11 protein-coding genes are annotated in these 12,398 nt (G+C 67.8%); 6 read left to right on the top strand and 5 right to left on the bottom strand.

Translation table 11 applies throughout. The features are described 5' to 3' along the window. Positions 1–10: 10 nt before the first annotated feature. Entirely contained in the window at positions 11–2,440 is a 2,430-nt protein-coding gene (locus EDL96_RS13920; RefSeq protein WP_199732495.1) for an ATP-binding cassette domain-containing protein, read from the top strand. A gap of 90 nt (positions 2,441–2,530) precedes the next feature. On the opposite strand, the gene EDL96_RS00555 is transcribed toward EDL96_RS13920, so the two are convergent. Beyond that, a complete protein-coding gene (locus EDL96_RS00555; protein ID WP_123823691.1) occupies positions 2,531–3,124 on the bottom strand; it encodes a nucleoside/nucleotide kinase family protein in 594 nt (197 codons plus the stop codon). A gap of 2 nt (positions 3,125–3,126) precedes the next feature. After that, positions 3,127–3,690: a low molecular weight protein-tyrosine-phosphatase gene (locus EDL96_RS00550; RefSeq protein ID WP_123823515.1), complete on the bottom strand. Its 564-nt coding sequence runs from the start codon at positions 3,688–3,690 to the stop codon at positions 3,127–3,129. 309 nt (positions 3,691–3,999) lie between these two features. Here EDL96_RS00550 and dnaK point away from each other — a divergent pair, with 309 nt between their 5' ends. From dnaK to EDL96_RS00530, 4 genes are all read left to right on the top strand, one after another. Next, a complete protein-coding gene (dnaK, locus tag EDL96_RS00545) occupies positions 4,000–5,856 on the top strand; it encodes a molecular chaperone DnaK (protein ID WP_123823514.1) in 1,857 nt (618 codons plus the stop codon). Between the two features lie 65 nt (positions 5,857–5,921). Next, on the top strand, positions 5,922–6,506 hold the full coding sequence (locus tag EDL96_RS00540) for a nucleotide exchange factor GrpE (protein ID WP_123823513.1): 585 nt from the start codon (positions 5,922–5,924) through the stop codon (positions 6,504–6,506). A gap of 127 nt (positions 6,507–6,633) precedes the next feature. Then, on the top strand, positions 6,634–7,650 hold the full coding sequence (locus EDL96_RS00535) for a DnaJ C-terminal domain-containing protein (RefSeq protein ID WP_123823512.1): 1,017 nt from the start codon (positions 6,634–6,636) through the stop codon (positions 7,648–7,650). 37 nt (positions 7,651–7,687) lie between these two features. Continuing rightward, positions 7,688–8,131: a heat shock protein transcriptional repressor HspR gene (locus EDL96_RS00530; protein WP_123823511.1), complete on the top strand. Its 444-nt coding sequence runs from the start codon at positions 7,688–7,690 to the stop codon at positions 8,129–8,131. Between the two features lie 21 nt (positions 8,132–8,152). Here the strand turns inward: EDL96_RS00530 and EDL96_RS00525 are convergent, their stop codons facing one another. From EDL96_RS00525 to trmB, 3 genes are all read right to left on the bottom strand, one after another. Further along, positions 8,153–9,745: a BCCT family transporter gene (locus EDL96_RS00525; protein ID WP_123823510.1), complete on the bottom strand. Its 1,593-nt coding sequence runs from the start codon at positions 9,743–9,745 to the stop codon at positions 8,153–8,155. A gap of 54 nt (positions 9,746–9,799) precedes the next feature. After that, positions 9,800–9,949, bottom strand: coding sequence for a hypothetical protein (locus EDL96_RS13325; protein ID WP_158609447.1), 150 nt, complete (start codon positions 9,947–9,949; stop codon positions 9,800–9,802). A gap of 87 nt (positions 9,950–10,036) precedes the next feature. Further along, positions 10,037–10,876 carry a tRNA (guanosine(46)-N7)-methyltransferase TrmB gene (gene trmB, locus EDL96_RS00520; RefSeq protein WP_123823509.1) on the bottom strand — a complete coding sequence of 280 codons (840 nt, stop codon included), beginning with the start codon at positions 10,874–10,876 and terminating at the stop codon, positions 10,037–10,039. Positions 10,877–10,989: 113 nt separating this feature from the next. Between trmB and EDL96_RS00515 the strand changes: the two genes are divergently transcribed. Further along, positions 10,990–12,210: a multidrug effflux MFS transporter gene (locus EDL96_RS00515; protein ID WP_123823508.1), complete on the top strand. Its 1,221-nt coding sequence runs from the start codon at positions 10,990–10,992 to the stop codon at positions 12,208–12,210. Positions 12,211–12,398 lie beyond the last annotated feature (188 nt).

Raw genomic sequence — 12,398 nt, 5'->3', positions numbered from 1 at the left:
GGGAACAGCGGTGTCGGGCTCCGCTGAACAGACACCCGCTCACGGGGCGCGGGGCGCACTCGTCGAAGCCCGGGGATTCGGCTGGCAGCATCCGGGGCGAGCTCTCCCCTCGCCCCGTGGACTGGACCTGGTGATCCGACCGGGCGAGAAAGTCCTGCTCGTGGGCCCCAGCGGGGTCGGCAAGTCGACCTTGCTCCACGCCCTGGCCGGTGTCCTCGAACGCCGCGAGACCGACGAGCTGGAGGTTCAGCAAGGGGCAAGCGATGCGCCCGGTGGCCCCGAGGGGCCGCTCGGAGAATTGCTCGTCGACGGCGCCCCGGCCGCCGACCGGGCCACCGTGACCGGGCTGCTCCAACAGGACCCCGAATCGGGGATCGTGCTCGCGCGGGTCGGCGACGACGTCGCCTTCGGTCCGGAGAACCTGGCCGTCCCGTCCGAGCAGATCTGGCCGAGGGTCACCGAGACCCTGGACGCCGTCGGCCTGGCCGTTGAGCTCGACCGGGACACCGAGGCGCTGTCCGGTGGACAACAGCAGCGACTCGCCCTGGCGGGTGTCACCGCCATGCGGCCGAGGCTGCTCCTGTTGGACGAGCCCACCGCCAACCTCGACCCCGAAGGTGTTCGCACGGTGCGCGACGCCGTCGAAGCGGTCGCGGTGCAGACCGGTGCGACGTTGATCGTGGTCGAGCACCGCACCGAGGTCTGGACGGACCTGGTCGAGCGGGTCGTCGTGCTCGGCGCGGGCGGTGTGGAGCACGACGGCACCCCGGGGCAGGTCTTCGGGGACCCCGCGCGGCGCCGGGTGCTGCTCGAGCGCGGCGTGTGGGTTCCCGATGCGCCCGCACCTGAACCGGTCGTGAGTCCGGCGACGGACGGTGAACCGTTGCTGCGCGCCGTCGGTCTCGAGGTGTCCCGGGACCAGCCCGGCTCACGGGCGCTCGCCGGACGACGACGGCTGGCCCGCCGTGGCAGGCCCGTTCCAGAGCACCTGAACGCGGGAACGCCCGCGGCGCGGCCCGTGGACCTCACGGTCCGCCGGGGGAGCGCAACTGCGGTGACCGGGAACAACGGGGTGGGGAAATCGACCCTGGCCCTGACCCTCGCGGGGCTTCTGGTCCCGGCAGGCGGAACGGTCGAGGCGCAACCCGCACTGGCCGGTGACACCGTGGCGGATCCATCGGCGTGGACCGGCCGCGAACTGGTCACCCGCGTGGGCACTGTGTTCCAGGAACCCGAGCACCAGTTCCTCACCCAATCCGTCCGGGCCGAGCTGGCCGAGGGGCCCCGCCGAGCCGGGTGGTCTCAGGACCGGATCGACTCCACGGTCGAGGAACTGCTCCAACGCCTGGAACTCACGGACCTGGCCGAGGCCAATCCGTTCACCCTCTCCGGAGGGCAGAAGCGGCGGTTGTCGGTGGGAACCGTCATGGCCGCTGCTCCCGACATCCTGGTTCTGGATGAACCGACCTTCGGGCAGGATTCACGGACGTGGTGGTCGGTGGTCGACCTGCTGGCCGATCAGGTGCGAGCGGGGCGAGCCGTCGTCGTCGTCACCCACGACCGGGACCTGATCCGCGCCCTGGGTGCCCGGGAAATCGAGCTGCACGCCGCGCCGTCCGTCGAGCAGCCGGACGCTCCCGCTCCGCTGACCACCAGGGGTGGTGGAAGCTGGCTCGAACGCCGTGACGCACTCACCAAGCTCGCGTGCGCCGTCGCACTGACTGTCCCGCTGATCCTTTCGGCGGACCCCATCACCTCGGGGCTGATCCTGCTGGGCGAACTCGCGGCACTGTCGCTGGCGGGTCAACGTCCCCTGCGGCTGTTGCTCGCCGCCTGGCCGCTGGTCCTGGCCGCGCTGCTGTCCGGGTGGGGAACCGCGCTCCTAGCCGAGGACTCGGGCCCGCCGCTGGTGTCCGTAGGGCCTCTGACGCTGACTCAGGGGTCGGTCGCGGCCGGGGCCGCGATCTCACTGCGCGGGCTCGCCCTGGCGCTGCCCGGGCTGATGCTGCTCCTCACCACGGATCCCACCGACCTGGCGGACGGACTCGCCCGCACCCTGCGCCTGCCCGCGCGGTTCGTGATCGCCGCCCTGGTGGGGCTGCGGCTCATGTCGGTGATGATCAAGCAATGGCAGGTTCTGGTGACGGCACGTCGCGCGCGGGGTGCGGGGGCGTCACGGAACCCAGGGACGGTTCTCGCGGAATGGGGTGGCCGCGCCTTTGGGCTCCTTGTCCAGGCTCTGCGACGCGCGACGCGACTGGCGGTGACCATGGAGGCCAGGGGTTTCGGCTCCGTGGTGGAGGCACGGGACCGCACCTGGGCCCGGCCCATTCGCCGTGGTGCCGCAGATGCCCTGCTGCTCGTGATCACCCTGGCGCTCGCCGTGGGTGCCCCGATCGCCTCCCACGTGGCAGGGGCGCAGCGCTTCATCTGGCAGTGATGCGCCGGCGGCGGGACGCCGCCGCACCTTTGCGGACAGTGCGCAGCGACGGTGCCGGAGTCAGGCAGTCCGGACTCAGGCGGTGGGGACTCAGGCGGTGGGGCCGGGCTGAATGATGTCAGCGCCTTCCCACACGGGATCGGATTCCAGGTACAGCGCCTCTTGCGCGGCCCAACGATCCCAGTACTGCTCGTAGGACGCGCCGTCGCGGCTCAGCGCCCGTGCCCGGCGTTGGCTCTCCGGAAGTTCGACCCAGACGGAAACGTCCAGGACTTCGCGCGCCACGGCGTTGCATGCCCCCACGCCTTCCAGGATCACGATCTCGGCGCACCGGGTTAGCCGCGGACCGCCGGAGGAATTGGCCAGCCAGTCCCAGGCCGCCCAGTACGCGTCCTGTTCCTCGCGCAGGGCGGCCATGATGGATTCGTTGTACGTCTCGATGCCTTGGGCCAGACCGTCCCAGCCGGGGTAGATGTCCTCGAGATGGAAGGTCACCACGTCGCGGGTGACGGACAGGACGGAGGAGAGCTGCTCGGCCAGGCTCGTCTTTCCCGCGCCGGACCGACCGTCGATGCCGATCAGATGCGGGCGACGGGTGGGGTTCTCGAGCTGGTGCATCAGCGCGAGTCCCGACGGATTGCGTTCCGCGATCGCCGGGTCCATGAGCAGTTCGACGTCCTGCACGCTCAACCACCGGCCGTCGTCGTGCGGGAGAGGTTCCGGTCGTGTTCCTCGATCGGGACACGGTCGAGCTGTTCGCGCACATGTTCCACGATCCCGGGCACGGCCGCCGCGATGAGATCCCAGGTTTCCTGGAACCCCGCTTCGTCTCCGTACCAGGGGTCGGCGATGCCCAGCGCCGCGTCGTCGCGAGTCGGAGCCTTCGGGTCTGCCGTGGTGGCATCGAAGGAGCGGAACAGGTGGACCTCTGGCCCCGTCCCGGCGCGGTCGACCCAACGGGTCAAGGCGCGGAGATGTGGTGTGTCCATGGCCAGGACCAAGTCGTGATCCTGCAGCCAGTCGTCATCGATTGTCTGGGCTCGGTGCCCGCTGGGGTCAAGACCCAGGCGCTCCAGGAGACGAGCGGCGCGTGGGTCCACGCCATTTCCCAGTTCTTCCTCGGAGATGCCTGCGGAGTCGACGACGACGCGCTCGCCCAGACCTGCTTGATCGAAGGCCTGACGGAGGGCGAGTTCTGCCATGGGAGACCGGCAGATGTTACCGGTGCACACGGTGGCGATGCGGTACATGCGCCTCAGTTTAGGTGCTTCCGTGGCCACGACCTTCCTTTCATGTCTTGCCATGGATCTTGAGCGCGGAACCCGAGCGCGGGTCTCGTGAGTCAACCTGACGGCAACGACGAATGCGGCTCTCCATATTTGACTAGGACACCGTGACGTACGTCATGTACAAAGTTGATATGAACTCACTCAACTTTGTTGACAGCAGAACAGGAAGTTCTATCCTTGAGTCAGGACAACTCAAGATTTGAGACCTCCGGGTCGCCGTGCGGCCCGGTTGCAGACAAGACAGCCCGTGAGGGCAGAGGAGGAATGGGAATGTCCCGTGCAGTAGGCATCGACCTCGGAACCACCAACTCGGTCGTTTCGACCCTCGAAGGTGGCGACCCCGTCGTCATCGCCAACGCCGAAGGTGCCCGCACCACCCCGTCCGTCGTCGCCTTTTCCAAGGACGGCGAGACGCTGGTGGGTGCCACGGCCAAGCGTCAGGCGGTGACCAACGTCGATCGCACCATCTCGTCCGTCAAGCGCCACATGGGCACCGACTGGACCCAGGAGATCGACGGCAAGAAGTACACCGCGCAGGAGATCTCGGCCCGCACACTCATGAAGCTCAAGGCCGACGCCGAGTCCTACCTGGGTGACAAGGTCACGGACGCGGTGATCACCGTCCCGGCGTACTTCAACGACGCCGAGCGCCAGGCCACCAAGGAGGCCGGTGAGATCGCGGGCCTCAACGTCCTGCGCATCGTCAACGAGCCCACCGCGGCAGCCCTGGCCTACGGTCTGGAGAAGGGCAAGGAGGACGAGCTCATCCTGGTCTTCGACCTCGGTGGTGGCACGTTCGACGTCTCCCTGCTGGAAGTCGGCAAGGACGAGGACGACTTCTCCACCATCCAGGTGCGCGCCACGGCCGGTGACAACCGGCTTGGAGGCGACGACTGGGACCAGCGGATCGTCGACTGGCTGCTCGAGCAGGTCAAGTCCAAGACCGGTGCGGACCTGTCCAAGGACAAGATCGCCCTGCAGCGACTCAAGGAGACCGCCGAGCAGGCCAAGAAGGAACTCTCCTCGGCCTCCTCGACCAACATCTCCCTGCAGTACCTCTCAGTGACCCCCGAGGGCCCCGTCCACCTGGACGAGACCCTGTCCCGCGCCAAGTTCGAGGACCTGACCAGCGACCTGCTGGCCCGGACCAAGAAGCCGTTCGAGGACGTCATCAAGGAAGCCGGCATCAAGCTCTCCGACATCGACCACGTCGTGCTCGTGGGTGGCTCCACCCGTATGCCCGCCGTCGTCGAGGAGGTCAAGAAGCTCTCCGGTGGCAAGGAGCCCAACAAGGGTGTGAACCCGGACGAGGTCGTGGCCGTGGGCGCCGCCATCCAGGCCGGCGTGCTCAAGGGCGACCGCAAGGACGTCCTGCTGATCGACGTGACCCCGCTGTCCCTGGGCATCGAGACCAAGGGTGGCGTGATGAACAAGCTGATCGAGCGCAACACCGCGATTCCGACCAAGCGTTCGCAGGTCTACACCACGGCTGAGGACAACCAGCCGTCCGTGTCGATCCAGGTCTTCCAGGGCGAGCGCGAGTTCACCCGGGACAACAAGAACCTGGGCACCTTCGAGCTGACCGGCATCGCTCCGGCCCCGCGCGGCGTGCCGCAGATCGAGGTCACCTTCGACATCGACGCCAACGGCATCGTGCACGTGTCCGCCAAGGACAAGGGCACCGGCACCGAGCAGTCGATGACCATCACCGGCGGCACCTCGCTGTCGCAGGAGGATATCGACCGCATGGTCAAGGACGCCGAGGCCAACGCCGAGGCCGACAAGGCCCGCCGTGAGGCTGCCGACATGCGCAACAACGCCGAGCAGCTGGCCTACTCGACCGAGAAGCTCATCAAGGACAACGATGAGAAGCTCTCCGAGGACGTCAAGACCGAGGTCCAGGGCGACGTCGACGCCGTCAAGACCGCTCTCGAAGGCGATGACGACGACGCCGTGAAGTCGGCGGTCGAGAAGCTGCAGGGCTCCATGGGCAAGATCGGCGAAGCCGTCTACGCCCAGCAGGACGCCGGCGCCGAGGGCACCGATGGTGACGCTGCGGGTGCGGCACAGGACGACGAGGACATCGTCGACGCCGAGGTCGTGGACGAGGACGAGAACAAGAAGTGATCGACCTCTGACGGTGGTGGCCGGGCAACCGGCCACCACCGTCCCCGACCAAGAAAGGTAGGAACATGAGCACTTCACCCGAAGAGCCCCAGAACGGTGAGCCCCAGGACCAGGCTGCCGATCAGGAGTCCCCGCTCACGGCGGAGGAGATCCTGAACGCCGAGCAGACCGAGGACGCCCGGGCGGCCGACCACGACCCTGCGGTTGCGGATCCGGAATCGACCGGGGATTCGGAACTGGCCCAGCTGGCCGAGGACCGCCTCGATGACCTTCGCCGCTTGCAGGCGGAGTTCCTGAACTACAAGAACCGCACGGACCGTGAGCGCACCCAGTTGCGCGACCACGTGGTGGGCGAGGTTCTGGGTTCGTTGCTCCCGGTCTTCGACGACATCGACGCGGCCCGCGCCGCCGGGGACCTGGCCGACGGTCCGTTCGCCGCGATCGCCACCAAGCTCGAGAGCCTGTTGGACAAGCAGGGCCTGGAGCGCATCGGCGAGATCGGTGAGGCCTTCGACCCCAACGTGCACGAAGCCGTGCTCCAGCAGCCGGCCGAGGGTGTGGAAGCAGACCACATCTCCATGGTGCTGCGATCGGGCTTCCGCGTCGGCACGCGCGTGGTTCGCGCCGCACAGGTCGCCGTCGCGCCCTGATCAGAACGCCGACCGGTCCCGTGGCGGGACCGGCCTGCATCGTAAGGACGACGGCCGGCGGGCGGGAGGACCCGCACGCCGGCCGTCGTCGTAGAACGTCGACAACCTGCCCCTGAAAGGAGGCGTCATGGCCAGTCAAGACTGGATCGACAAGGATTTTTACGACGTGCTGGGCGTCTCCAAGGAGGCGACCGACGCCGAGATCAAGAAGGCGTACCGCACGCTCGCCAAGAAGTACCACCCCGACCGCAATGCGGGGGACGCTGCGGCCGAACAGCGGTTCAAGGAGGTCTCGGAGGCTCACGACGTCCTCTCCGACCCCGAGGAGCGCAAGGAGTACGACGCGATCCGTGCCATGGGTTCCGGCGCGCGGTTCGCGGGCGGCAGCGACGGTGCCGGGTTCGAGGATCTCTTCGGCGACGTCTTCGGCGGTGGCCGCACGCGTGCGCGCTACTCCACGGGCTATTCGACCGGCGGAGCCCAGAACATCAACTTCGAGGACCTCTTCGGCGGTGGCGGCTTCGGTGGGTTCGGTGGAGGTGGTGCCGGTGGCTACACGGGTGGCTACGATCCCCGCTACCAGGCGCCGCAGCCCAAGGGCGAGGACATCACCACGAGCACGCTGATCCCCTTCCGTTCCGCGATGGAGGGCACCACGGTCAAGCTGCAACGCGGCAACGGCTCGTCGACCACCGTCCGCATTCCGCAGGGTGTGCGAGACGGTCAGAAGCTCAAACTCAAGGGCAAGGGCCATTCGGGTCCGGGTGGCCACGGCGACCTCATCCTGACCGTCAAGGTGGGGGAGCACCCCGTCTTCTCGCGGCGCGAAGGCACCGACGACCTCGCGGTGACCGTGCCCGTGAGCTTCCCCGAGGCCGCGCTGGGGGCCACCGTCAAGGTGCCCACGTGGGACGGCAAGCAGGTTTCCCTGAAGGTTCCTGCGGGCACCAGCTCCGGACGCAAGTTCCGGATCCAGGGCAAGGGTGTGACCACCAAGAAGGGGACCGGGAACCTGATCGTGACCGTCGAGATCGAGGTCCCCAAGGAGCTCGACGACGACGCCCGGCAGGCCGTGGAGGCCTTCGCCGCCGCCACCGCCGACCACGACCCTCGGGCGCACCTGCTCGAGCGTGCGGGTGAATGACATGGCGAACGACCGGGGAGTTTGAGGAGGCACAGCGATGACCGATCGCAGTGAGGAACGCGCTCTGTTCGTGATCTCCGTGGCGGCCGAACTCGCGGAGATGCACCCGCAGACCCTGCGACAGTACGACCGCCTGGGCCTGGTCAAGCCCACCCGGGCACCGGGGCGCTCGCGCAGGTACTCCCAGCGCGACGTCGACAAGCTGCGCGAGATCCAGCGACTCTCCCAGGAGGGCATCACGCTGGAGGGCATCAAGCGCATCATGCAGTTGGAGAACCAGGTGGCTGCCCTGCAGCAACGCGTCCTGGAGCTCACCGACGAGCGAGATGCCGCGCTGGACCGTGTCAACCAGGACCAAAGTGTCTGGGCGGCCTCGCCGTCCGGGGAAGTGGTCCGGCTGCCGCGGGGTTCCCGCCCCACGGCCAGGCCACGCTCCCGTGCGCTCGTCGTCTACCGGCCGCGGCGCGGCGGCGAGGACTGACGGGGTCGACCCGACGGGCGTTCAGTCCCGGTCGGGCTCCCGCAACGGATCCACCTGGGTCATTTCACCCGTGTAGGTGTGCGACTCGTAGTCGTACTCCAACGGGTTCCCGTCCTCGTCCGTGCGCTGGTACCAGTCCGTGTACTCCGGCGCCGTCGAATCGAAGTCAGCGGCGGTGGCCCACTTGCGGTGCTCCCCGGAGGCCCGTTCCACGCAGAGCATGAAGTCGTCCCCGTGTTCGTCCACGCCGTGCCGCACCGAATTGTCCAGGGCCCAGCGGGCGTACTGGTGGCGCAGGATCATGGGATCGCGCCGCAGGTCCTTGTGGATGGCGAACACCATGGCGAACATGATCAGCGTGAACGGCAGCGCGGTCACGGTGACCATGTTCTGCAGCCCGGTCAGGGCGCTCTGCCCGCCGATCAGCAGCATCACGACGGCGATTCCGGCCATGCACAGGCCCCAGAACACCGTGATGTACCACCGGGGACTGGGGTTGCCCCGCTGGGACATCTGCGAGGTCACGACGGAGGCGGAATCCGCCGTCGTGATGAAGAAGATCGCCAACATGACCACGACCACCGCCGCCATGACGCCGGCCCCGGGCAGGGTGTCGAGCACCACGAAGAAGATCTCCTCCGGCGCGGGAAGGCTGGCGATGGTGCCGTCAGGCGCAACCGTGTGGTTGGTCATCTGTTCCCGGATGGCGGTGCCGCCCAGGATGGTGAAGGCCAGGATCACGTAGGTGACCGCCACCGACGGGATGAAGTTCAGCAGGAACGCCGTGGGCCCCAGGACGAAGAAGAACAGCGCCAGCCCGATGGCCAGGACCATGTTGATGTTCGAGAGGATGCGGATGCCGCGGGACACCCCGGACACCGCGGAGGCGATGAAGCCCGCGGTCAGCACGGCGATGATCAACAACGCCATCCGGTTACCGGTTTCCCCGAGCCCGGCCACGATTTCCACCCCGCGGCCGATCTGCAGGGCTCCGATTCCCAGGGCGGCCGCGGTGCCGAACAGCGTGGCCAGGATCGCCAGGGCGTCGATGATGCGCCCCGCGATCGTGTCGGTCCGTCCGTCGCGGAAGAACGGGGCGAACACCGAACTCATGAGGGGGACCCGGCCGCGCCGGTAGGAGGTGTAGGCGACCCCCAGTCCCACCAGGGCGTAGATGGCCCACGCGTTGAGGCCCCAGTGCAGCGCCGCCTGGGCGGAGGCGAGTTTCATGGCCTCGTGCGTCCCGGGATCCGCGGACCCCGGCCTGGGGGAGAGGAAGTAAGTCATCGGTTCGAAGGGCCCGAAGAAGATGATCCCGATGCCGATCGCGGCGGCGAACAGCATGGCGGCCCAGGAGGCCGTCGAGTACTCGGGTTCGTCGTCGTCCATACCCAACGGGATGCGGCCGTAGCGGGAGATCGCGAGGTAGAGCAGATACACCAGGAGCCCGACGGCCAACATGTTGAAGGCCCAGCCCATGTTGGTCATGGTCCATGTCAGGGCCGCGGTGGACACCGTGGTCAGGGAGGCCGTGTCCACGAGTCCCCAGACGATGAACCCCACGATGAGGACGGCGCTGACGCCCGTGACCAGTTTGTCGATCCCGTAGCGCATCCTCTGGTCCTCGACCGAGATGCCCGGAACCAACACCGGGTGGATGTTGTGCGGTTAGGTGATCTCCTGCAGGAACGTGCGGGTGATCCCGGTCCCCGACGGATGGCGTCTGATGTGTACCGAGGCGTCCTGGCCGCCGTGCTGCCGCGCCGAGGATCCGGTGGCGTCGTGCTCGGGGGACGGGTTGCGGTCTGAAGAACTCAAGGGGCACCCGCCTGGGGATCGGATATGGGTCACCCCAGGCTAGAACAAAGCGTGCTGTCTTTCAGGGCGGGTGCGAGCCCGGGTGCTTCAGCCCCCGACGTAGCGGTACGTCAGGTCACGCGGGACGCGTCCGGCTTCGCGGGCCTTGCGTTCGAAACTGGTCAGGGTTCGGCCCTTCCACCGGGGTGCCCAGCCCTGGTCCGGAGCGTCCTGAGTGGCCAAGGGGCCGGGGTTGAGATTCTCGAACCGTCCGTCGGCCTCGATGACCTCACGCATCTGAACGGCGTACTCCTGCCAGTCGGTGGCCAGGCGCCACGTGGCACCGGTCTTGAGCACGTTGGCCACCTGGTCGACGAACGCCGGGGACACCAACCGGCGCTTGTGGTGCTTCTTCTTGTGCCAGGGGTCCGGGAAGAACACCCACAGTTCGTCCACCGAATTCGGCTTGAGGAAGTGCTCCAGGGCCTCCGGGGCGTTGGCCTGGACCGCGCGGACGTTCTGGGCGCCGTTGGCAGCCGTCTTGATGAGCAGATCGGCCAGCCCGGGCGTGTAGACCTCAACGGCCAGGAAGTCGTGCTCGGGGACCTCCGCGGCCCGGTGGGCCATGGCCTCCCCCAGACCGGACCCGATCTCCACGACCAGGGGAGCCGTACGTCCGTAGGCTGCGGCCTGGTCGAACTCCGCATGGGCGGCCACGGACGTGTCCGTGACCTCCCGGGGCACGTGCAGGATGCGCGACGGCGCCCACTGGTCCCAGGCCTTCTGGCGGCGGGGCGTCAATCGGTCACCGCGGCGGACGAACGAGAACGGCCGACGGCGGAACTCCTGCGGAACCTCGCCGGGCTGCTGCGCTTCCGCGAGGGGTGTCGGTTCGGATTCCGGCGTTGTCGCAGCGGGGGTGGGCTCTGGGGTGTTGGTGTCACTCATCGACAGCAGAGTCTAGCCAGGGCGTACCCTGAACGGGCTGCCGAAGTGCCCCGCACCGGCCGAACCCTCACAACCCTTCGACCTCTCGACCAGAGCAAAGGCTGTCTTCGACCATGCGCGTTTCCTCCCGCCTCGGACTGTCTCCCGGGCCGGACCGGGTGTTCTTCGTCCTGGCCCTCGGCGTGCTCAGCGCGGTCAGCCCCATGGCCACGGACATGTATCTGGCCTCCATGCCTGCCATGGCCGAGTTCTACACATCGCCCGCGTCGACCATCCAGCTGTCGCTGAGCACCTACATGGTCGGGATGGCCGTGGGCCAGTTCCTGTTGGGGCCGATCTCCGACGTGCTGGGGCGCCATCGCCTGCTGGTGCTCGGAACCACGGTGTTCCTGCTCTCCAGCCTGGGAATCGTCTTCTCCACCCAGGTCCACCTGATGCTGGCACTGCGCTGCATCCAGGGATTCGCCGGTGCCGCCGGAGTCGTCATTGCCCGCGCGATCGTCTCCGACATCGCCAAAGGCGTGGAAGCGGCCAAGCTCTATTCGCTGCTGGGCACCATCGTCTCCGTCGCCCCGATCGTGGCCCCCGTTCTGGGTGGCCTCATCGCCACGTGGGCACCGTGGCAGGTCGTGTTCTGGGTGCTGACCGGCTTCGGTGCGCTCATGGTCGCGTGCGTGGTGTTCGTGATCCCGGAGACCCTTCCCCCGGCAGAACGTCGGGAGGGTGGGGTCCTCGGAACGGTCGCACTGGCCGGCGCCGTCGTGACCAACCGTCCGTTCATGGCCTGGGCGGTGGCCATGTCACTGGCCTTCGGTTCGTTGTTCTCCTACGTCTCCGCCTCGTCCTTCGTCATGCAGAACGTGGTGGGTCTCAGCTCGATTGGCTACAGCATCACCTTCGCGGCGGCAGCCTTCGGCTCCGTGATCGCCGGGCTGATCAACGTGCGGTTGCTCAACCACTTCAGCACCACGCAGATCATGATCGGCGCCTTGGTGGCGCAGGGAGTGATCAACACCTTGGGCCTGGTGGGGGTGTTGATCGACGCGCCGGCGTGGACCATCGTGGTCCACACCATCAGCGCCCAGACCTGCGTCGGATTCCTGATCGGCAACGGCATCGCCCTGGCCCAGGCCCAGGTGCCGGGCCGCGCCGGGGCCGGTTCCGCCGTCCAGGGACTGCTGCAGTTCATGGTCGGTGGTCTGGTCAGCCCCTTGGCCGGGCTGGGTGGTGAGCACACTGCCCTGCCCATGAGCGTCCTGATGTTCGTGTTCACGACGGCGGCCCTGGCCACCGCGCTCCTGGCCGCCTGGTGGTCCGCTCCTCACCAGGACTGATGTCGGCTGCAGTTCGTTGCCGGTCATGGCCGCACCTGGCGGGGTGGGAGTCCAACTCGAGTTGTCGTGCGCTGCCGGTTAACTTCCTGGCAATCCGCGGTGTGGTTAGATGCTCCCTGTGACGGGCGCCATAGGTCGGAGTCGCCGCTCGAACACCCTCCATCACATGACACTTCTTTGCTCGCTCA

The organism is Kocuria soli (assembly GCF_003797835.1).
Lineage (GTDB): Bacteria > Actinomycetota > Actinomycetes > Actinomycetales > Micrococcaceae > Kocuria > Kocuria soli.
The sequence above is the reverse complement of the archived record's forward strand: the minus strand, read 5'-3'. Positions and strand labels throughout refer to the sequence as shown.